Annotated in this window: 15 protein-coding genes; 12 read left to right on the top strand and 3 right to left on the bottom strand. The window is 74.2% G+C overall.

Features of this window, described 5'->3' with window-relative positions; translation table 11 throughout:
* Nucleotides 1-33: 33 nt before the first annotated feature.
* Entirely contained in the window at nucleotides 34-360 is a 327-nt protein-coding gene (locus ACZ6NC_RS10285) for a WhiB family transcriptional regulator (RefSeq protein ID WP_148644417.1), read from the bottom strand.
* A gap of 560 nt (nucleotides 361-920) precedes the next feature.
* On the opposite strand from ACZ6NC_RS10285, the gene ACZ6NC_RS10280 reads away from it, so the two are divergent.
* The 4 genes from ACZ6NC_RS10280 to ACZ6NC_RS10265 all read left to right on the top strand — a co-directional run bounded on the left by ACZ6NC_RS10280 (nucleotide 921) and on the right by ACZ6NC_RS10265 (nucleotide 5,712).
* Complete coding sequence (locus ACZ6NC_RS10280) at nucleotides 921-1,532, top strand: response regulator transcription factor (protein ID WP_014136228.1); 612 nt, start codon at nucleotides 921-923, stop codon at nucleotides 1,530-1,532.
* Nucleotides 1,533-2,020: 488 nt separating this feature from the next.
* Nucleotides 2,021-2,620 carry an RNA polymerase sigma factor ShbA gene (gene shbA / locus ACZ6NC_RS10275; protein ID WP_148644972.1) on the top strand — a complete coding sequence of 200 codons (600 nt, stop codon included), beginning with the start codon at nucleotides 2,021-2,023 and terminating at the stop codon, nucleotides 2,618-2,620.
* A 261-nt stretch (nucleotides 2,621-2,881) separates the two neighbouring features.
* Nucleotides 2,882-4,384, top strand: coding sequence for an IMP dehydrogenase (gene guaB / locus ACZ6NC_RS10270; RefSeq protein ID WP_465730956.1), 1,503 nt, complete (start codon nucleotides 2,882-2,884; stop codon nucleotides 4,382-4,384).
* A 200-nt stretch (nucleotides 4,385-4,584) separates the two neighbouring features.
* Complete coding sequence (locus ACZ6NC_RS10265) at nucleotides 4,585-5,712, top strand: GuaB3 family IMP dehydrogenase-related protein (protein ID WP_465730954.1); 1,128 nt, start codon at nucleotides 4,585-4,587, stop codon at nucleotides 5,710-5,712.
* Between the two features lie 79 nt (nucleotides 5,713-5,791).
* Here ACZ6NC_RS10265 and ACZ6NC_RS10260 read toward each other — a convergent pair whose 3' ends face one another.
* Nucleotides 5,792-6,358 (bottom strand): hypothetical protein, encoded by a 567-nt coding sequence (locus ACZ6NC_RS10260; protein ID WP_465730952.1) that lies wholly within the window; start codon nucleotides 6,356-6,358, stop codon nucleotides 5,792-5,794.
* Nucleotides 6,359-6,611: 253 nt separating this feature from the next.
* Between ACZ6NC_RS10260 and ACZ6NC_RS10255 the strand changes: the two genes are divergently transcribed.
* Nucleotides 6,612-8,606 (top strand): serine/threonine-protein kinase, encoded by a 1,995-nt coding sequence (locus ACZ6NC_RS10255; protein ID WP_465730950.1) that lies wholly within the window; start codon nucleotides 6,612-6,614, stop codon nucleotides 8,604-8,606.
* A 28-nt stretch (nucleotides 8,607-8,634) separates the two neighbouring features.
* Here ACZ6NC_RS10255 and ACZ6NC_RS10250 read toward each other — a convergent pair whose 3' ends face one another.
* Nucleotides 8,635-9,171 carry an SHOCT domain-containing protein gene (locus ACZ6NC_RS10250; protein ID WP_465730948.1) on the bottom strand — a complete coding sequence of 179 codons (537 nt, stop codon included), beginning with the start codon at nucleotides 9,169-9,171 and terminating at the stop codon, nucleotides 8,635-8,637.
* Between the two features lie 57 nt (nucleotides 9,172-9,228).
* Between ACZ6NC_RS10250 and ACZ6NC_RS10245 the strand changes: the two genes are divergently transcribed.
* From ACZ6NC_RS10245 to ACZ6NC_RS10215, 7 genes are all read left to right on the top strand, one after another.
* Nucleotides 9,229-10,323 carry a protein kinase family protein gene (locus tag ACZ6NC_RS10245; RefSeq protein WP_465730946.1) on the top strand — a complete coding sequence of 365 codons (1,095 nt, stop codon included), beginning with the start codon at nucleotides 9,229-9,231 and terminating at the stop codon, nucleotides 10,321-10,323.
* 170 nt (nucleotides 10,324-10,493) lie between these two features.
* A complete protein-coding gene (locus tag ACZ6NC_RS10240; protein ID WP_465730944.1) occupies nucleotides 10,494-12,215 on the top strand; it encodes a serine/threonine-protein kinase in 1,722 nt (573 codons plus the stop codon).
* A gap of 133 nt (nucleotides 12,216-12,348) precedes the next feature.
* A complete protein-coding gene (locus ACZ6NC_RS10235; RefSeq protein WP_465730942.1) occupies nucleotides 12,349-13,992 on the top strand; it encodes a succinic semialdehyde dehydrogenase in 1,644 nt (547 codons plus the stop codon).
* Between the two features lie 58 nt (nucleotides 13,993-14,050).
* Nucleotides 14,051-15,895, top strand: coding sequence for a GMC oxidoreductase (locus ACZ6NC_RS10230; protein WP_465730940.1), 1,845 nt, complete (start codon nucleotides 14,051-14,053; stop codon nucleotides 15,893-15,895).
* A gap of 119 nt (nucleotides 15,896-16,014) precedes the next feature.
* Nucleotides 16,015-17,811, top strand: coding sequence for a hypothetical protein (locus tag ACZ6NC_RS10225; RefSeq protein WP_465730938.1), 1,797 nt, complete (start codon nucleotides 16,015-16,017; stop codon nucleotides 17,809-17,811).
* A gap of 1,151 nt (nucleotides 17,812-18,962) precedes the next feature.
* Nucleotides 18,963-20,546 carry a glutamine-hydrolyzing GMP synthase gene (gene guaA / locus ACZ6NC_RS10220; protein ID WP_465731017.1) on the top strand — a complete coding sequence of 528 codons (1,584 nt, stop codon included), beginning with the start codon at nucleotides 18,963-18,965 and terminating at the stop codon, nucleotides 20,544-20,546.
* A 208-nt stretch (nucleotides 20,547-20,754) separates the two neighbouring features.
* Complete coding sequence (locus ACZ6NC_RS10215) at nucleotides 20,755-21,813, top strand: Rieske 2Fe-2S domain-containing protein (RefSeq protein ID WP_465730936.1); 1,059 nt, start codon at nucleotides 20,755-20,757, stop codon at nucleotides 21,811-21,813.
* The last annotated feature ends 1 nt before the right edge of the window (nucleotide 21,814 follow it).

Below are 21,814 nucleotides of genomic sequence, written 5' to 3'. Positions count from 1 at the left end.
AACGTTTCTTCACGGCGCGGCGCGGGCGAGCGTCTAGCGCTGCAGCCCCGTCGGCGCGGCCAGTGGTACCTCCACCAGGCGGTTGCGCGAGCGGCCCATCATCTCCTCGCGCTCGTCCTCGGTCAGGCCTCCCCAGACGCCGTACGGCTCCCGGACCGCCAGCGCGTGCGCGGCGCACTCGGTCCGTACCGGACAGCGCATGCAGACCTCCTTGGCGCTGGCCTCGCGCGAACTGCGCGCGGCCCCGCGCTCGCCCTCGGGGTGGAAGAAGAGCGAGCTGTCCACGCCGCGGCAGGCCGCGGAGAGCTGCCAGTCCCAGAGATCGGCGTTGGGGCCGGGGAGGCGGGAGAAATCTGCCATGGCTCATTCCCTTCAGAGGCTCGCCGGCCACGGGCCGGCCACCAGCGGGCTGGGCGGTGCGGCACGGCGAGGCTTCGATGCGCTGGTGTGGACACCTGGAAATATGACTTACGGCAACTCCATGGACAAGTCACCCACAGAGTGGCACAACAGTCAATGACCGTACAAAAGCTATAAAAACGGGCAAAGTGGGCATGGACTCCGGCGGGCGTGGACGTGGCAATCGGGTGGCCGACGGGCGCACGACGCGCCGCACCGGTGTGCGGGTCGTACGCCGACCGCGCGCGAGCTGCACAAAAGTGCGGCGTGTGCACCGCGATGCGGCTGATCGGTAACGGGTTGGCCACGTACAGTGGTGGAGATGGCCCTGAAGGCCGTAACTCATTCGAGTGACGGTCGTTGGAAGTGCGGAGGCGGTTAGCGGGCGCCGGACGTCGGGAACGATCGCGGGGAAGTTCAGGCGATCGGCACGGAGTCCGTCGCCAATCGGCCGTGTCGGAGAGATTCGTACCAGCCAGGAGGCTCAACGTGACGCGGATCAGCTGCGGAGGACGACGGTCATGACTTCCGTTCTCGTTTGCGACGATTCCCCGCTCGCCCGCGAGGCGCTTCGCCGCGCGGTCGCGACCGTACCCGGTGTCGACCGGGTCACCACCGCGACGAACGGGGAGGAGGTCCTCCGCCGCTGGGTGGCCGACCGCTCCGATCTCGTTCTGATGGACGTCCGGATGCCCGGCCTCGGCGGGGTCGAGACGGTCCGGCGGCTGCTGTCCGCCGACCCGGGCGCGCGGATCATCATGCTCACCGTCGCCGAGGACCTCGACGGCGTGGCCCTCGCGGTGGCCGCCGGCGCCCGCGGGTACCTGCACAAGGACGCCTCGCGCGCCGAGCTGCGGGCCACCGTCACCCAGGCCCTCGCCGACCCGACCTGGCGGCTCGCCCCGCGCCGGCTGCGCAGCCCGGACATGGGCGCCGCGCCGACGCTGACGGCACGTGAGATCCAGGTGCTGGAGGGCATGAGCCACGGCCGCAGCAACGCCGAGATCGGCCGCGAGCTGTTCCTCTCCGAGGACACCGTCAAGACCCACGCCCGGCGGCTGTTCAAGAAGCTCGGCGCCTCGGACCGCGCGCACGCGGTGGCCCTGGGCTTCCGCTGGGGCCTGGTCCGCTGACCACCGGCGGCGCCGCGGGCCGCGGCGCGCTGCTCGCGGTTCCTCCCGCAGGGGCGTGTGACGTTACGGTCCCGAGGTTGCACCATGGAGTAGTGGAGCACCTCGGGGACCAGCGGACAGGCACTGCGGCGGACCACGAAGCCGCAGGACACTCGGCGGACGGCGCGACCGACGGGATCACCGGCGGCGGGGCGGGAGGCGGCACGGTGCAGGAGGGGCCGGTGGTGCGTGGTGGCGCGGTGCCCGGCGCCGCACCGCATAACGTTCCGGTGCACAACTCCGGACGCGGTGCCGCGTTTTCCCGTTCGACCAGGCACCATGGACCGATGCGTGACGACGTTGCCGGTGCTACCGGCGAGGCGGACCCGGTGGAGGCCGAGCCCTCCGGCCCGGGCGGCGCTCCGTCGTACGCGGATTCCCGCGTCGGCGGGCCCGACCACGGAGTCGGTGAGGACGCGGCCGCCGAGGAGGCGGGCGTCCGGGTCGGGATCGGGCGGGCGCCGGTGCTCGGTACCGGCGGCTCCCCCCTGGTCGGCGAGCTGGTCGCGGCCGCCGTCCGCGGCGAAGGCCCGGCGATCGACGCGCTGCTCGCCTACGTCCACCCGCTGGCGCTGCGCTACTGCCGCGGCCGGCTGGTCCGGCTGCCCGGCGGGGCCCGGCACCATGTGGACGACGTCGCCCAGGAGGTCTGCGTGGCGGTGCTCTGTGCGCTGCCGCGCTACCGGGACCAGGGCCGGCCGTTCGAGGCTTTCGTGTACGGCATCGCCGCCCACAAGATCGCCGATCTGCAGCGCGCCGCGATGCGCGGGCCCGGCTCGACCGTCGTCCCGCAGGACGACCTGCCGGAGGTGCCGGACGAGGCGCTCGGCCCGGAGGAGCGGGCGCTGCTGAGCAGCGATGCCGCCTGGGCCAAGGAGCTGCTCTCCAACCTGCCGGCCCGTCAGCGTGAGCTGGTGCTGCTGCGGGTGGCCGCCGGGCTGTCGGCGGAGGAGACCGGCGAGGTGCTCGGGATGTCGCCCGGCGCCGTCCGGGTCGCCCAGCACCGGGCGCTCAGCCGGCTGAGGGCGCTCGCGGAGGAGTCCTCCTGATCCCGGCCCCGGTCCGCCCGCGCCGGAATGGCTCATGCGTGCCGGGTGTTGTCAAGGGCACACGAGTGCACATTCGTGGTGCCAGTACCATGGGGTATCGGCGCCTGGGCGGGTTGCCAAAGTTTCGTGGGTGCGAGCGGGGTTCCCCTGGAGGTTCCTCCAACGGCACCGAGCTTTCGGCGGCCTGAGCGAGTGAGCGATGACAGCGCCCCCACCCTCAGGGCGCGAGCGGAATAGGCCGGCCACGGAAGGTACCCCCAAATGTCCTACAACGCCGCAGGCGTACCCGACAAGTTCGCGATGCTCGGGCTCACGTACGACGACGTGCTGCTGCTGCCCGGGGCCTCCGAGGTGCTGCCGAACCAGGTCGACACCTCCTCGCGGGTCTCCCGGAACGTGCGCGTCAACATCCCGCTGCTCTCCGCGGCGATGGACAAGGTCACCGAGGCGCGGATGGCGATCGCGATGGCCCGCCAGGGCGGCGTCGGCGTGCTGCACCGCAACCTGTCCGTCGAGGACCAGGCCAACCAGGTCGACCTGGTGAAGCGCTCCGAGTCCGGCATGGTCACGGACCCGATCACGGTCGGCCCGGAGACCACCCTGGCCGAGGCCGACGCGCTCTGTGCCAAGTTCCGGATCAGCGGCGTGCCGATCGCGGACGAGGCGGGCAAGCTGCTCGGCATCGTCACCAACCGCGACATGGCCTTCGAGTCGGACCGCAGCCGCCAGGTCCGCGAGATCATGACCCCGATGCCGCTGATCACCGGCAAGGTCGGCATCTCCGGCGAGGACGCGATCGGCCTGCTCCGCCGCCACAAGATCGAGAAGCTCCCGCTGGTCGACGACGAGGGCCGGATCAAGGGCCTGATCACCGTCAAGGACTTCGTCAAGGCCGAGAAGTACCCGAACGCCGCCAAGGACGCCGAGGGCCGGCTGCTGGTCGGCGCCGCCGTGGGCGCCAGCGCCGAGGCGTTCGACCGGGCCCAGGCCCTGGTCGAGGCGGGCGTCGACTTCCTGGTCGTGGACACCTCGCACGGCCACAGCCACAACGCGCTGGCCTGGATCGCCAAGATCAAGGCGGCCGTCGGCGTCGACGTGGTCGGCGGCAACGTCGCCACCCGTGACGGCGCCCAGGCGCTGATCGACGCCGGCGTGGACGGCGTCAAGGTCGGCGTCGGCCCCGGCTCCATCTGCACCACCCGCGTGGTCGCCGGCATCGGCGTCCCGCAGGTCACCGCGATCTACGAGGCCGCGCTCGCCTGCCAGGCGGCCGGCGTGCCGGTGATCGGCGACGGCGGCCTGCAGTACTCGGGCGACATCGGCAAGGCGCTCGCCGCCGGTGCCGACACCGTGATGCTGGGCTCGCTGCTGGCCGGCTGCGAGGAGTCGCCCGGTGAGCTGCTGTTCATCAACGGCAAGCAGTTCAAGTCCTACCGCGGCATGGGCTCGCTGGGCGCGATGCAGACGCGCGGGCAGGCGAAGTCCTTCTCCAAGGACCGGTACTTCCAGGGCGAGGTCACGTCGGACGAGAAGCTGATCGCCGAGGGCATCGAGGGCCAGGTGCCCTACCGCGGCCCGCTCTCCGCCGTGCTGTACCAGCTGGTCGGCGGCCTGCGGCAGACCATGGGCTACGTCGGCGCGGCCACCGTGGCCGAGATGGAGAGCAAGGGCCGGTTCGTCCGGATCACCTCGGCGGGCCTCAAGGAGAGCCACCCGCACGACATCCAGATGACCGTCGAGGCGCCGAACTACACCAGCCGCTGACGACGCTGTCCACCGAGGGGCCGGCCGCTTTCGAGCGGCCGGCCCCTCGTGCGTGTCCGGCGGCGGGCCGTCGCGGCGCGTCCCGCGCCGGGGGACCAGCGTTCGGAGGCGAGCGCGCGAGTCACAGCGGGTGCGGGATACTGGGGGCGGCCGGGGTGACCCGGCGGGCATGAGCAACAAACCAGAAGGGCTCGAACGAAGTGACTGAGATCGAGATCGGGCGAGGCAAGCGCGGCCGCCGGGCGTACGCATTCGACGACATCGCCGTCGTCCCCAGCCGGCGTACGCGTGACCCGAAGGAGGTCTCGATCGCCTGGCAGATCGACGCCTACCGTTTCGAGCTGCCGTTCCTGGCCGCCCCCATGGACAGCGTGGTCTCCCCGCAGCAGGCCATCGCCATCGGCCGCCTCGGCGGCCTGGGCGTGCTCAACCTGGAAGGCCTCTGGACCCGCTACGAGGACCCGCAGCCGCTGCTGGACGAGATCGCCACGCTCGAGGACGAGGCCGCCTCGACCCGCCGCCTGCAGGAGATCTACGCCGCCCCGATCCGGGCCGAGCTGATCAAGCAGCGGATCCAGGAGGTCCGTGACTCCGGCGTGGTCACCGCCGCCGCGCTCTCGCCGCAGCGCACCGCCGAGTTCTCCAAGGCCGTCGTGGACGCCGGCGTCGACGTCTTCGTCATCCGGGGCACCACCGTCTCCGCCGAGCACGTCTCCGGCGCCGCCGAGCCGCTCAACCTCAAGCAGTTCATCTACGAGCTGGACGTCCCGGTCATCGTCGGCGGCTGCGCCACCTACACCGCCGCGCTGCACCTGATGCGCACCGGCGCGGCCGGTGTGCTGGTCGGCTTCGGCGGCGGCGCCGCCCACACCACCCGGGGCGTCCTCGGCATCCAGGTGCCGATGGCCACCGCGGTCGCCGACGTGGCCGCCGCCCGCCGCGACTACATGGACGAGTCCGGCGGCCGCTACGTGCACGTGATCGCGGACGGCGGCGTCGGCTACAGCGGCGACATCCCGAAGGCGGTCGCCTGCGGCGCCGACGCGGTGATGATCGGTGCCGCGCTGGCCCGTGCCACCGACGCGCCCGGCAAGGGCTTCCACTGGGGCATGGAGGCCGTGCACGAGGAGCTGCCGCGCGGCAAGCGGGTGAACCTCGGCACCGTCGGTACCACCGAGGAGATCCTCACCGGCCCGTCGCACACCCCCGACGGCACCATGAACCTGTTCGGCGCGCTGCGCCGGGCGATGGCCACCACCGGGTACACGGAGCTCAAGGAGTTCCAGCGGGTCGAGGTGACGGTCAACCCGGCGCTCAACCACCGCTGAGCCGCCGCGCTGTGACGGACCAGGGCCCCCGCCGGATCACGATCCGGCGGGGGCCCTGTCGCGTCCGGCCCGCGCGGCCTCAGCTGGGGGTGGCCGTACGGCGGGTGAGCAGGAAGCCGCCGATCACGGCGATGCCGTAGAAGACGAGGTCCAGCGGGTGCCGGTCGGCGCGCCAGAGTCGGAGGGCGTCGCCGAGCAGCTCGCCGTACGGGGTGCCGGCCAGGTCGTGCAGGCGCAGTGTCCGGCCGAGCAACTGGCCGAGGAAGAGCGCGCCGGCCGCCAGCAGCGCGCCCAGCGGGGGCAGCGCGCGGTTGCGGCCGCCGAGCCGGCCGAGCGGCCAGGCGACGGCGGCGGCCAGGGCGATGGCCAGCCAGCCGATGCTGCCCTCGACCCGGGCCAGGGCGGCGCCGTACGCGAGCGCGCCGGCCAGCATCGCGACGACGGCCGCCGTGACGGCGAGGCCGGTCCGGCGGCGCGCCGGCCCGTCGGCGGGCTCGGGCTCCGGCCGGTAGCCGGTCACCGGGGCGCCGGGCATGCCGGGGGCGACATAGCCCTCCGGTACCTCCGGCTCGGGCGCCACGGAGAAGTGCCGGGCCGTTCGCGGCCGTTCCGAGTGGCCGTCAGCGCCGGGTGCGGGTGCGGTCATGGGCGTCGAATCCCCCCGGAAAAGACTGTGAGCGGCCGAACGCTAGCAGCGCTCCGGGCCGGCCGGACAGAGTTTTCGATCACAGATCGGGCACGGACGGCCGAGTTCGGCCGGGCCGGCACCAGGGTGGCCGGGGGGCGGGTGGTCGTGGGCCCCCGGGACAGGGGATGATGGAGGCTTGGCGTTCGGGCCCGGCGTCGGGCCGACGCGCCGTCACCTCGACCGGCCAGCACCACATGGGGGAACGTTCCGAATGACCCAGGCGCAGGGTTCCACCGGCCGCCTCCTGGCCGGACGCTACCGGTTGGACGCGGTGCTCGGGCGCGGCGGTATGGGCACCGTCTGGCGCGCCGAGGACGAGATGCTGGGCCGGATTGTCGCGGTCAAGGAACTGCGGATGAACGGCAGCGTCGACGAGGACGAGAAGCACCGGCTGATCGTCCGCACGCTTCGCGAGGCCAAGGCCACCGCGCGCATCCGGCACGGCTCGGCGGTCACCGTCTTCGACGTGGTCGAGGAGGACGACCGGCCGTGGATCGTCATGGAGCTGGTCGAGTCCCGCTCGCTGGCGGACGTGATCAAGGAGGACGGGCCGCTGACGCCCGCCCGGGCCGCCGAGATCGCGCTCGACGTGCTGGGCGTGCTGGTCGCCGCGCACGCGCACGGCATCCTGCACCGCGACGTGAAGCCGTCCAACGTGCTGATCGGCGAGGACGGCCGGGTGGTCCTCACCGACTTCGGCATCGCCAGCGTGGAGGGGGACGCCTCGGTGACCTCCACCGGGATGCTGGTCGGCGCGCCCTCGTACATATCCCCCGAGCGGGCCCGAGGCCAGAAGCCCGGCCCGCCGGCCGACCTCTGGTCGCTGGGCGGCACGCTGTACGCGATGGTCGAGGGCCGGCCGCCGTACGACCGGGGCTCGGCGTTGGCCACCCTGACGGCGGTGATGACCGAGGAGCTCAGCACGCCGCTGAACGCCGGGCCGCTGCGGCCGGTGATCGAGGGGCTGCTGGACAAGGACCCGGGCGAGCGGCTGGACGCCTCGCAGACCAGGTCGATGCTGAAGCGGGTGGTGGCCGACGCGACCGCGCGGGCGGAGTCGACCACCGAGCACGCGATGCCGGTGAAGCCGTCGGCGGGGGAGAGCAAGGGCGCGGGGAAGGCCGCGGCGAAGGCCGAGGCTGCCGTGGCCCCGGCCGCGGAGAAGCAGGCCACGCAGACGCCGGCCACCGGGAAGCGTCCGATCGGCGGGCTGCTCGGCACCGTCCGGGTCGGGAGCCGGGCCAAGGACGCCGCCGTCCCCGGGGAGACCGGGGCCGCCAAGGACGCCGAGGCGGCGGAGAAGCCCGGAACCGCCACGGCCGGCGCGCCGGCCCCCGAGCCGATCCGGCCGGTCACCAGCGAGTGGACCCTGGGCGCGACCCAGGCGGCCGGTGCCGACCCGCGCACGGGACGGCGGCGGCTGGCCGTGGCCACCGTGGTGGTGGTCCTGGTACTGATCGCCGGGGTGGTCGCGGTGATCCGGGCCGTCGGCGGCTCCGACGACCCGACGACCAAGGGCGCGGGCAGCACCGCCCCGGCGGTGGCCACCACCTCCCCGGAGGGGCAGGCCACAGCGGCCCCGGCCCCGGCGCCGGCCACGGCCCCGGTGGGCGGTCCGGCGAGCCCGACGGCGGCCGGCACCCCCACGGCCGCGTCCACCGGCGCGCCGGCCCCGGCGCAGACCGCCGCCGCGCCGAGCACCCCGGCAGCCGCCCCGTCGGCCCCCGGCACGCAGGCTCCCGGCGCGCCGGCCGGCCCGGCCGTGCCCGCCGGCTTCCACGAGTACAAGGACCCGTCCGGCTTCTCGGTCGTGCTGCCGGACTGGCTCCAGCCGGCCGGCTCGGAGTCGACCCGCCGCACCTTCAAGGGCAACGGCAGCACCCTGAAGATCGAGTGGGTCACCACCCCCGGCGCGAGTGCCGTCGCCGACTGGCAGGAGTCCGAGCCGGGGCTGCGCGCCCAGGTCTCCAACTACCAGCGCGTGCAGCTGCAGGCCGTCGCCTACCGCGAGTGGACCAACGCCGCCGACTGGGAGTGGATCAGCGGCAACCCCCGGATGCACTCGCTCAACCGGGGCTTCGTCACCGGCACGCCCGCCAAGTACGGCTACGCGATCTACTGGATCACCCCCGACGCGGACTGGAACGCGCCGGCGAACGCCCAGGCCCGCCAGACCGCCTTCGACTCCTTCCAGCCCGCACCGTAGGGCGTGTCCGCGGGGCCTCCCGGCCGGCTCAGCCGATCAGGCGCTGCTTGGCGCGGCTGAACTCCTCGGCGGTGAGCGCCCCGGCGGCGTGCAGGGCGGCGAGGCGTTCCAGCTGGTCCAGCAGCTCGGTGCCGGAGGCGGCGGGCGCGCCGTCCGGCCCGGCCGGCGACTTCGGTGCGGCGTTCCTGGCCAGCCGGGCGGCGGCCCGGATCTGCTCGGCGAACACCTCGGCCTTCACCACGTCCTCGAACCGGTGCGAGCCGGTGAGGGCGACCACCAGCAGCACCTCGCCGTTGAGCCGGGACTTGGCCACGGTCGCGTCGGTCACCGCGGAAAGCGGAACCGGGATGGGCGGTTTTCCGTCCTTCAGGAAGAGCAGCCGGTGCGTGGTGAGCACCAGTACGCCCTTGCGGAAATGATCGGGGTGGCGCCCCGCCGTGGAGGCGACCGGCTTCTCCTCGGGAGCCACGTTCGCCTCGACGGTGCGCAGGGCCTCCGCCCGGGTGTCACTGTTGCTGTTGCCGGCCACGTCGAAGGCCGCGTCGATCAGATCGGTCCAGTCCATGGGACCGAGCGTAATGCGGCGGCCAACTAGGCTGGGGCGCGAGCGAGAGGAACACGCATGCGAGCGGGTCCTGGTCAGGTGCTGGCAGGGCGTTACCGGCTGACGGACCGTCCGGAGGCGCTGTGTGCCTTCGCCGTGGACGAGGCGACCGGGGGTGCGGTCCTGCTGCGCGGCCTGGAGCTGCCGGCGTTGCTGACGAGCGGTCACGATCCTGACGAGCCGGTGCCCGAGCAGGGCGAGCGGCTCGTCCGCCGGGTGGCGGCGGCCGGGTCGACGGCGCCCACGCACCCCAGGCTGTTGCAGGGGGCAGGGGCGTTCGTCGAGGGCGAGCTGCTGTGGACGGTCGAGGAGCGGCCGGCCGGGGTGCCGCTGGCCGAGCTGGCCGCGGCCGGGCCGGTCCCGCCCTACCGGGCGGCCGAGTTGGCGGCCGACCTGGCCGGTGCGCTGCGGGCGCTGCACGAGGCGGGGCTCGCGCACGGCAACCTGACCGCCGAGTCGGTGCTGGTCTGCGAGGACGGTGCGGCGCTGCTGGGCGGGCTGCTGCCGGGGGCGGCCGAGGAGGCCCTGGCCGAGGAGCTGGGCGGGCCCGGCGGGCGCCGCCGGTACGACGTGCGGGCCACGCTGGTCGGCCCGGTGGCGGAGCGCTGGCCGCTGGACGGCGGCCCGGCGGGGGACTGCTGGGCGCTGGGCGTGCTGGTGCAGCGGCTGGTGACCGGCCGCTCGCCGTTCCCGGACCGCGATGTGCCGGAGCTGGTCACGGCGGTGCGGGACGGCCGGCGGGAGCCGTCGGTGGCGTGCGGGCCGCTGGCGCCGCTGGTGGAGCGGCTGCTGCAGCCCGACCCGGCGCTGCGGCCGACCGCGGAGGCCGTCTGGCGGGAGCTGGCGGACCTGCTGGTGGGCGCGCCGGAGCCGGCCGACGAGGAGCGGTCGGCGCGGGCGCTGGAGTTGCGGCCGCAGGGGCCGCTGGTGCCGCTGACGCCGCGTCGGCGCGGCCGGGGCGGGCCGGCCCCGGAGCCGGTGACGGCGGACGCCGGCCCGGAGCCTGTCCGGCGTCCGTTGATACCGCCGGCGCTGCTCGGACCGGTGCTGGTGGGCGGGGTCTTCCTGCTGCTGGTGCTCGGGGTGATCGCCGTCGTGGTGTTCGCGGGCTGATGTTCGCAGGCTGACGGTGCCCGCCGGGCCCGTTCCGCCGGCCGGGCGGGCGGGGGAGATTACCGGGGTGCGGGTGGGGCGCCTAATGTGTGCGTGGGATCTGTTCGAAAATGGTCTGCACCGGCCCTCCGTCGAGGTGACGGCAGGTGAATGAGGGGGAGCGGTCGCCGATGGGCGTGCAGGACCGGCCGGAGGCGGCCGAGGCGGAGCGGCTGCTGGCCGGACGCTACGAGCTGGGCGAACGGCTGGGCCGCGGCGGCATGGGCACGGTCTGGCGGGCCTGGGACCGGATGCTGGACCGCGAGGTCGCCGTCAAGGAGCTGACCGTCAGCCACCTCCCGGAGGAGGAGCTGCAGATCCTGCACGCCCGGATGAAGCGGGAGGCCAGCGCGGCCGCCCGGATCAAGCACCCCGGCGTGATCACCGTGCACGACGTGCTGGAGCAGGACGGCCGGCCGTGGATCGTGATGGAGCTGGTCGACGGCCGTTCGCTGGCCGACGTGATCAGCCAGGACGGCACGTTGCAGCCGCGGGCCGCCGCCGAGGTCGGCAGCCAGGTGCTGGCCGCGCTGCACCGGGGCCACCAACTGGGTGTGCTGCACCGGGACGTGAAGCCGGCCAACGTGCTGCTGGAGCGCGGCACCGGGCGGGTGGTGCTGCTCGACTTCGGCATCGCGACGTACGAGGGCTCGGCCGAGCTCACCCGGCCCGGCGACCTGGTCGGCTCGCCGGACTACCTGGCGCCGGAGCGCGCCCAGGGCGAGCGCCCGGGCCCGGCCTCCGACCTCTGGGGCCTCGGGGCGACGCTGTACGCGGCGGTGGAGGGCGAGTCGCCGTTCCGCCGGACCTCGCCGCTGACCACGCTGGCCGCGGTCGTCGGCGATCCGCTGCCGGAGCCGCGCCGGGCGGGGGCGCTGGGGCCGGTGCTGGCCGCACTGATGGCCAAGGACCCGGCCGAGCGGCCGGCCGCGGACGAGGCGGCCCGGATGCTGGCCGAGGTGCGGGCCGGGCACACCATGGGATTCAAGCCGGTCGGGCCGGTGAAGACACCGACCCAGTCGGTGCCGGTGGTGGACCGGACCGAGTCGCCGTCCGGGCCGGGGCCGGACTCCGAGCCGGAGACGACGCCCGGGCCGGCCGCGCCGCAGCCGGCACCGCGGGCCACGGTGGCGGACGCCCTCGCCGTGGGCGCCGGTGCGGCCGCGATGGGACCGCCCACCGGGCCGACCGCGCCGGTGGTGCACCCCGTCGCGCCCGCGCGCGGGCCGGCCGGACGCCGCAACGTGCTGCGGATCGCCGCTATCGGGCTGGTCGTCGCCGTGCTGGCCGCGGGGGCGACCTTCCTGGTCACCCGGCACCACGCCACCCCGGTTGCCGACCCCACCCCGACCGCCACCGCCGGGCCGCAGCCCACCGGGTCCGGCGACGCCGGTCCCGCGCCCACCGGCTACCACTGGGTGGACGACCCGGCGGGCTTCCGCTTCCCGCTGCCGGTGGCCACCCCGGCCTGGCAGCGCAGCACCGACACCGCCAACCAGATCTTCTACAGCCCGGACAACAAGACGCACTACCTCCAGTTCGCCGTCACCGTCGGCCAGTCGGTCAAGCCGCTGGAGCACCTGCGGCAGATGGAGACCACCGTCTCCAAGCTGAAGGAGTACCGCCAGCACAAGCTGACCAGCGTCCTGGTGAACGGCCACGACGCGGCGGTCTGGGAGTTCAGCTACGCGGCCAAGGAGGGGGGCCGGCGGCGGGCGATCGAGGCGGAGTTCATCGACGGCGACGGGACCGGCTACGCCATCTACCTGTCCTGCCCGGAGACGGACAAGGACTGGCCGGAGGGGGAGCAGCGGTTCAACGCGGTGCTCGGCCACTTCACCCCGACCCGCTGAGCCGCCGCGCAGAGCTGAGTCGCCGGGAAGAGCTGGGCTACTGAGCCGCTGACCCGCCGGCGGGGCGGGCCGCGCCGAGTTTCTTGTTACCCACGGGTACCGAACCGGCCGCCGAGCGCCTAGGCTGCGCCGTATGACGGACCTCACAGCAGATGCCTCGGCCCTCCAGCAGCCCGGTGCAGGCGCCGCGGACCGCAACCCCGCCGCTCCCGGAGGCGGCCGTACGGTCGCCGCGGCCGTCCCGTCGTCGCTGGTCACCCGTCTGGCCGGCGGGATCACCGCGACCGGCGAGCCCAGCCTGGTGGAGACCGTCGCCCCGCTGACCGGCGAGCGGCTGGCCGGCCTGCCGCAGTCCACCCCAGCCGACGTCGAGGTGGCCTTCGAGCTGGCCCGCCGCGCCCAGCCGGCCTGGGCCGCGCTGCCGGTGCGCCGTCGTGCCGCCGTCCTGCTGCGCTTCCACGACCTGCTGCTCAAGCGCCAGGACGAGGTGCTCGACCTGATCCAGGCGGAGACCGGCAAGGCCCGGCTGCACGCCTTCGAGGAGGTGCTGGCCGTCGCCATGGCCGCCCGGCACTACGGGCGCGCCGCGCACGGCTACCTGCGCGACAAGCGGCGCGGCGGCGCCCTGCCGCTGCTCACCCAGGCGATCGAGGCCCGCCGGCCCAAGGGCGTGGTCGGGCACATCTCGCCGTGGAACTACCCGCTGGAGCTGTGCATCGGCGATGCGCTGCCCGCGTTCGTGGCGGGCAACGCGGTGGTCAACAAGCCGGACACGCAGACCGCGCTGACCGCGCTCTGGGCCCGCGAGCTGCTGATCGAGGCCGGGCTGCCGGCCGACCTCTGGCAGATCGTGATCGGCGACGGCCCGGTGATCGGCCCGGCCGTGGTCGAGCACGCCGACTACGTCTCGTTCACCGGCTCCACCCGCACCGGCCGCGAGGTCGCGCAGCGCGCCGCGGCCCGGCTGGTCGGCGTCTCGCTCGAACTCGGCGGCAAGAACGCCATGCTGGTGCTGGCCGACGCCGATCTCGACCGGGCCGCCGAGGGCGCCGTCCGGGCCTGCTTCTCCTCGGCCGGCCAGCTCTGCATCTCGATCGAACGGCTGCTGGTGCACCGCTCGGTGGCGGACGAGTTCCTGGCGAAGTTCGCCGAGCGGACCCGTGCACTGCGCCTCGGCGGCGGCCTCGCGTACGGCGCGGACATGGGTTCGCTGGTCTCCGTCCGGCAGCTGGACACCACCACCCGGCACGTGGACGAGGCGGTCAAGGCCGGCGCCACCGTGGTGACCGGCGGCCGGGCCCGGCCGGACCTCGGCCCGTTCTTCTACGAGCCGACGATCCTGGACGACGTCACCCCGGAGATGGCGGTCTGCGCCGAGGAGACCTTCGGCCCGGTGGTCTCGGTCTACCGCTTCGACACCGAGGACGCGGCGGTGGCCGCCGCCAACTCCACCCCGTACGGGCTCAACTCCAGCGTCTGGACGAAGGACATGCGGCGCGGCCGGGCGGTCGCGGCCCGGCTGCGGACCGGCACGGTCAACATCAACGAGGCCTACGCGGCCGCGTACGGCTCGGTCGGCGCGCCGATGGGCGGCATGGGCGAGTCCGGGCTCGGCCGGCGGCACGGCGCCGAGGGCATCCTGCGGTTCACCGAGGCGCAGACCGTCGCCGGCCAGCGGCTGATGCCGCTCGCACCCTCGTTCGGGCTGGACGACAAGCAGTTCGCCGCGGTGTTCACCGGTGGCCTGCGGGTGCTGAAGGCGCTGCGCTTCAAGTAGCCGACGGTTCACGGCAGTCCGTCCCCGACGTCAGTCTTTTCCGAAGGAGCAGTGGCACATGGTGGGGTCCCGCGATGAGGCGGAGTTCGACTACGACGTGGTCGTGATCGGCTCGGGCTTCGGTGGTTCGGTCTCCGCGCTGCGGCTGACCGAGAAAGGCTACCGGGTCGCCGTCCTGGAGGCCGGGCGGCGCTTCGAGCGCGACGAACTGCCCAAGAACTCCTGGGACCTGGCCAAGTACCTGTGGGCGCCCAAGCTCGGCCTGTACGGCATCCAGCGGATCCACCTGCTGGCCAATGTGCTGATCCTGGCGGGCGCCGGGGTCGGCGGCGGCTCGCTGAACTACGCCAACACCCTCTACGTGCCGCCGAAGCCGTTCTTCGAGGACCGCCAGTGGGCTCACATCACCGACTGGCAGGAGGAGTTGGCGCCGTTCTACGACCAGGCGCAGCGGATGCTGGGCGTCCGGCTCAACCCGACCGTCACCCCGTCCGACGTCCATCTGCGGGCGGCCGCCGAGAAGATGGGCGTCGCGGACACCTTCCACATGGCGCCGGTCGGGGTCTTCTTCGGTGACGGCAAGGACGCTGGGGGCACCTCCCGGACGGAGTCTGGGGGAGGCGGGGCCAAGGCGGCGCCCGGCGACGAGATCGCGGACCCGTACTTCGGCGGCGCCGGCCCCGCGCGGCGGGCCTGTGTGGAGTGCGGCGAGTGCATGACCGGCTGCCGGCACGGCGCCAAGAACATGCTCACCGAGAACTACCTCCACCTGGCCGAGCGCGGCGGCGCCGAGATCCACCCGCTCACCACGGTGGCCCGGATCCGCGAGCACACCGGGGCCGACGGGACGCAGGGCTTCAAGGTGGACGTCCGCCGGACGGACGCCCGCTCCACCACCGACCCGGTGAAGGCGGGGGCGCGGACCATCACCGCCGCCCGGGTGGTGGTCGCGGCCGGCACCTACGGCACCCAGTCGCTGCTGCACCGGATGCGCGACGGCGGCCACCTGTCCCGGATCTCCGGCCGGCTCGGCGAGCTGACCCGGACCAACTCCGAGGCGCTGGTCGGCGCGCAGACCACCGACCGGCGCTACGGCGCCCGGACGGACTTCACCAAGGGCGTCGCGATCACCTCCTCGATCCACCCGGACGCGAACACCCACATCGAGCCGGTGCGCTACGGCAAGGGCTCCAACGCGATGGGCGCGCTGTCGATCGCGCAGGTCAAGGGCGGCGGCAAGGGCCCGCGCTGGCTGCGCTACCTGGGCACGTCGGTGCGGCACCCGGTGACCTTCGCCCGCTCGATGAACCAGCACCGCTGGTCGGAGAAGACGATCATCGGCCTGGTGATGCAGTCGCTGGACAACTCGATCACCGTCTCGCTGAAGAAGAAGGGCCTCGGCAAGGGCCAGCTGACCTCCACCCAGGGCCACGGCGCACCCAACCCGACCTGGATCCCGGCCGCCGAGCAGGGCGCCCGGGCGCTGGCCGACGAGATCAACGGCTTCGCGGGCAGCACCGTCGGTGAGATCTTCGACATCCCGATGACCGCCCACTTCCTCGGCGGCTGCCCGATCGGCGACTCCGCCGAGACCGGCGTGGTCGACCCGTACCACCGGCTCTACGGCCACCCCGGCATCAGCGTGGTGGACGGCTCGGCGGTCTCCGCCAACCTCGGGGTGAACCCGTCGCTGACGATCACCGCGCAGGCCGAGCGGGCCATGTCGATGTGGCCGAACAAGGGCGAGGACGACCGGCGCCCGGCCCCCGGCGAGGCGTACCGGCGGGTCGAGTCGGTGACGCCGGTGCGCCCGGCGGTGCCGAAGGACGCCTTCGGCGCGCTACGGCTGCCGCTGCTGGCCGTCCCCGAGGTGCCGAAGAAGCCTGGCACGCAGGCCCCCTGACTCTTCGCCGGGGCCGGCCGGCGACGCGCCGGAGCCGGTTGACAGCCGTCCGCGCACGGTGGGATAAACGGGCTCCCTGGGGGGACCAGGGGCTTGTTCTCACGGGGGGATCACGATCCATGGCCATCTGCGCATCGTGCGGTGCGGCTTCTGCGGAAGGGGCGCTCGGCTGCGCCTCCTGCGGGCGGCCGCTGGCGCCGCCCCCGCCTGCCGCGGCACCGCTCACCCCGCCCGTGCTGCCACCGCCGCCACCGTCCGCGCCGGGGTACCAGCCGGCCGCGGCGCCCGGCCGGCCCGGCCACGCGCCGCCCACCGCCCCGCCGGCGGTGGGCAGTTGGGGCACCGGCCGGCCGTACGACCCGGCCGCCACGCAGCCCGCCGCGCTGCGCTGGCTCACCGGCGAGGACTGGCGTCCGGCGCTGAAGGCGGTGATCGCGCCGACCGCGGTGCTGCTGCTGGCGGCGCTGATCGCCGCGATCCCGGGCGACTACAACCTCGGCTACCTCTACGACTCGCCCGGGTTCGGAGACCGGTTCGGCACCGCCCTGGCGATGGCCCTGGCCGCCCTCGGCGCGCCCTTCAAGCTGGGCCTCAGCGGCCGGCTGTTCCGGGGGGAGAGCGGCCCGTCGCTCCTGGTGCGGACGGTGCCGATGACGGTCACCGCGCTCTGGCTGTTCGCACTCTGGCTCGGCCTGCGGGGCGGCGTGCGCCTGCGCCAGGCCCGCACCGGTGAGCAGCAGACCCGGGCGCAGGCGGCCGGCGAGGCGGTCCGCACCGCCCTGGTGGTGGCCGCGGCGACCCTGCTGGTCGGCCTGGTCGGCGGCGCCGCCTGGTCCCCGTCGAACGGCCGGGGGGCGAGCTTCGGCGACTACTACGGGGGCGTGGAGTACCGGTCCGACTCCGGCTGGCTGGAGGCGGTCGGCTGGAGCGCGCTGCTGGCCGGGCTGCTCGCCTTCACCGTGTACGGGACGGACGCGCTGCGCTGGGCGGCCTGGCGCAACCGCACGGTGCGCGGCTGGGCGGTGGCCGGGCTGGCCGCGGGCCGGGCGGCGGCGGTGTCGGTCGGGCTCGCCGCACTGGCCGGGTTCGTGCTGGTCGCCGTGCAGGACGAGGGCTGGGCGACCGGCGTCTCGGTGGCCTTCCTGCCGAACCTCGGCCTGAGCCTGCTCGGCCTGGGCTCGGGTGCGACCCTGCGGGCGGACGACGGCAGCAGCCGCTACGGCGGCTACGACGGGGACGGCCCGGACTACGGTTCGAGCGGCCCGCACGACGAGTTCTCGCTCTTCGACCTCCACGGGGAGACCGCCGACTGGCGGTGGACCCTGCTGCTCGCCCTGGCCGCGACGGCCTACCTCGGCTGGACGGCCCACCGGCGCCGGCTCGACGCGGCCGACCGGATCCGGCTGGCCGTGGTGTACGCGGCCGGGCTCACCCTGCTCATGGCGGTGGCCGGCTTCGTGGCGACGTCGGGCAGCGGATACTCCGGCGCGCGGGCTGCCTCCGACCGCGAGTTCTCGGTCGGCCTGCTCTTCGGCACCCAGCTGGCGGCCAACGTGATCTGGGCGGCGGTCGGCGCGCTGGCCGTGCCGCCGCTGCTGGCGGCCATGCGCGGCGCTTCGGCCGGCGGCCCCCTCGGCGCGGTGCCGCCGCAGGGCGGCCCGTCCGAGGGTGCGATGTACGAGGGTGCGGCGTACGCGGGTGCGGCGCCGCCGGACGTCACGCATGCGGACACGGTGCACGCGGACGCCGCGCACGCCGGCGTGGTGCACGAGGGCGGGCCGCTGGTGCCGGGCCAGGTGGCGGGGGTGAGCGAGGTGATCGGCTCGCACGACCAGCAGCCGCCGGCCCCCGGCGCCGCCGCCCCCGGGGCCGGCGGGGACGCCACCGACGCGAGCGTCTGGCGCAAGGAGCCGTAGCGAGCCGGGGGCGCGCGCCCTGGCGGCCCGCGCCCCTCGCGTCGTCCCGGCACCCGCCCGCCGCAGCGGTCACACGGCCGCACCGGCCCTGGAAGAGGGCCGAACCAGGCCCGAACCAGGCGCGGACAAGGCCCGGACAAGGGCAAAGGGCCCCGCGGGGGAACGGGGCCCTTTGTCGCTCAGCACGCGGCGTCAGGGCTGCGCCGGTGCTGGGGTGACGGCGCCGGGGGAGGAGCGCCGTCCTGTCGGTTGGCTTCTGGGGCCGCGCCGTCGCAGCACCGGCGTGGGTGTGCCGGTCGTGCGGGGCGCGCACGCTCGCGGTGCGGCTGGGCCGGCGCGCATGGCTGCGCCGGGCCTTCGCTCACGGAGCGTGAGGTGACAATCGTTGCCACCAAGGGTCTCGGCGGCACCGGGTCGGGCCTCCGCAGTGGGTCTTCGGCCACCGGGAGAACCTCTTCCACGCAGCATCGTGCTGGACGAAGGGCTTGCTCTGCAACCGATTCGGCATGATTCGGCACAGTCCATTTTCGGCCCGACCGGTCCGGGGAGGTCTACCAGGAGCCGCCCGGCGGCCCTCCGGGAGGTCCGGGCAGGCCGCGTCGATGATCACGGTGTGTAGTGGCGTCCGCCGGAGCGCACGGGGACGCGCGTAGCGGCGCGGGACGGTGAATGGTGTGCGCCTGGGTTGCGCCGGGGTGCGGCGGCCGGCTTCCGGGCGTCCCCGGGGGCCGGCCACCCCACCTCGTTGGTCCAGTCGCGGCCGGGGTCGCTGTCCCCTGCTGGCCGGCCGCTGCACCCGCGCACGGTCCCACGGCGCACCGCTCCCGGCGGGGCCGGGACAGCGGCGGCGCCACGCGCGCCGGTGGACTGGGATGAGCTCCACGCGTGGTCCTGCAAGCCCGTACGGCGGCGCCCCTGGCCGGGGCGGAGGCGGCGCACCTGGCGGGCGCGGCGCGGTCGTACGGTCGTCAGAAGCAACGAACCGGCGACCCGCGCGGTCACGGTCTCTTGGACGGGCAGACGAGTGAAACCGGCCCGCCCGGTAGACTCGACCTCAGACCCCCGCTCGTCGCCCGCCGCCGCCCTTCGACGGAAGCGCTGCGCGCGACACCTTTCGTACCGCTGCCGGAAGGCCGTCCGTGTCCTCTGCTATTCCCGTCCAGTCCGTACCTGAGACCGACACCGTCCTGGTGGTCGACTTCGGTGCCCAGTACGCCCAGCTCATCGCCCGCCGGGTGCGTGAGGCCCGGGTCTACAGCGAGATCGTGCCGAGCAGCATGCCGGTCGCCGAGATGCTCGCCAAGAACCCGAAGGCGATCATCCTCTCCGGCGGTCCCTCGTCGGTCTACGAGGAGAACGCGCCGCAGCTCGACCGCGCGATCTTCGAGGCCGGGGTGCCGGTCTTCGGCATGTGCTACGGCTTCCAGCTGATGGCCAAGACGCTCGGCGGCACCGTCGACAACAGTGGCGCGCGCGAGTACGGCCGCACCCCGCTGACCGTCTCCCGCACCGGCTCCACCCTGTTCGAGGGCGTCCCGGCGCAGCACTCGGTGTGGATGTCGCACGGCGACGCCTGCTCGGCCGCCCCCGCGGGCTTCACCGTCACCGCCTCCACCGACGTGGTGCCGGTCGCGGCCTTCGAGAACGACGAGGCCCGGCTCTACGGCGTCCAGTACCACCCCGAGGTGCTGCACTCCGACCACGGCCAGCAGATCCTGGAGCACTTCCTCTACCGCGGCGCCGGCATCGCGCCGACCTGGACCACCGGCAACGTGGTGGACGAGCAGGTCGCGCTGATCCGTGCCCAGGTCGGGAACAAGCGGGCCATCTGCGGCCTCTCCGGCGGTGTGGACTCCGCGGTCGCGGCCGCCCTGGTCAACAAGGCCATCGGCGAGCAGCTGACCTGCGTCTACGTCGACCACGGCCTGATGCGCAAGGGCGAGACCGAGCAGGTCGAGAAGGACTTCGTCGCGGCCACCGGCGTGCAGCTGAAGGTCGTCGACGCGCAGGAGCGCTTCCTGAACGCGCTCGCCGGGGTCTCCGACCCCGAGGAGAAGCGCAAGATCATCGGCCGTGAGTTCATCCGGGTCTTCGAGCAGGCCCAGGCCGAGATCGTGGCCGAGGCCGGCGAGCACGGCGAGTCGGTGGAGTTCCTGGTCCAGGGCACCCTGTACCCGGACGTGGTGGAGTCCGGCGGCGGTACCGGCACCGCCAACATCAAGTCCCACCACAACGTCGGCGGCCTGCCCGAGGACCTCCAGTTCGAGCTGGTCGAGCCGCTGCGCAAGCTGTTCAAGGACGAGGTCCGGATGGTCGGCCAGGAGCTCGGCCTGCCGGAGGAGATCGTCCAGCGCCAGCCGTTCCCGGGCCCGGGCCTGGGCATCCGGATCGTCGGCGAGGTCACCAAGGAGCGCCTGGACCTGCTGCGCGAGGCCGACGCGATCGCCCGTGAGGAGCTGAGCGCGGCCGGCCTGGACCGCGAGATCTGGCAGTGCCCGGTCGTGCTGCTCGCGGACGTCCGCAGCGTCGGCGTCCAGGGCGACGGCCGCACCTACGGCCACCCGATCGTGCTGCGCCCGGTCTCCTCCGAGGACGCCATGACGGCCGACTGGTCGCGCCTGCCGTACGACGTGCTGGCGAAGATCTCGACCCGGATCACCAACGAGGTCAAGGACGTCAACCGCGTGGTGCTGGACTGCACCAGCAAGCCGCCGGGCACCATCGAGTGGGAGTGATCACTCCCGCCGGCCGGCCCTGAGAAGGCCCCGAACCGGCATTGAACGGCCGCGCCGTCGTTCCCGTATACAAGGGAGCGGCGGCGCGGCCGTTCGCGGTGCACCGGGTGCCCACCGGGTGGGACCTCCCACCGAAAGCGCTCACAAACGGGCAGAATGCGACCGGACCTGTCAGGTGGTTGGCAGGCCGTGAAGGAAGGTGTGAGGGATGACGGAGGCCAGCAGCCCCACGGTGGCCAGCAGCCCCACGGTGGCCGGCGGCTCCGTGGCGACCGGCGCGGGGGCGGACGGCTGGGCCGGACGGGCGGCCGCGCGCAAGGCGGTGGCCTCGCGGTACGCGCTGCTGCCGCTGCGGATGTTCCTCGGCGTCACCTTCGTCTACGCGGCGCTCGACAAGCTCTCCGACACGCACTACCTGGCGGGCGCGGGCGACCCGGCCTCCTTCGTCTCGCAGACCCAGGCGGCCAGGGGCTCCAGCCCGATCTCCTTCCTGCTCGGCGTGGCCCTCGACGCCCCGACCCTGTTCGCGCTCGCCATCGCCTTCGGCGAGCTGGCCGTCGGCCTCGGCACCCTGCTCGGCCTCTGGGGCCGGGTCGCGGCCCTCGGCGGTGCGCTGATCAACCTGAGCCTCTGGCTGACCGTCAGCTGGAACGTCTCGCCGTACTACCTCGGCAACGACCTCGCCTACCTGATGGCCTGGACCCCGCTGCTGCTGGCCGGCACCCCGTACCTCTCGCTGGACGGCTACCTGGCCAAGCGGGCCACCCGGGACCGCGAGCGCGGGCTGGGCGAGGCCCACGCCCGCCGGCGGGCGCTGGTGGACGGCGGGATCGCGGCCGTCGCGATCGGCGGTGCCGGCCTGCTCACCGGCTCGCTGACCGCCACCTTCGGACGGGACAAGAAGGCGGCCGGCCCGTCCGCCGCCCCGGCCGCCGTCGGGAGGACGCCCGCCGGGCCGCCCGTCTCGGTGGCCGCCGCGAGCGTCCCGGTCGGCGGCTCGGCCCAGGTCAAGGACCCGGCCACCGGCGACGCGGTCTACATCGTGCAGCCCAAGGCCGGCCAGTACTGCGCCTTCTCCGCGGTCTGCACGCACTCCGGCTGCGCGGTCGACGCGCCGAAGAACGGGCAGCTGTACTGCCCGTGCCACGGCTCCCGCTTCGACGCGGCCACCGGCGCGGTGGTCAACGGCCCGGCCACCAAGCCGCTGCCCAAGTACGGCGTCACCAAGGACGGCGACAAGCTGAACCTCGGGCCGCTGCAGAGCTGAG

It is taken from the genome of Kitasatospora sp. NPDC041988 (genome assembly GCF_055588525.1).
The sequence above is the reverse complement of the archived record's forward strand: the minus strand, read 5'-3'. Positions and strand labels throughout refer to the sequence as shown.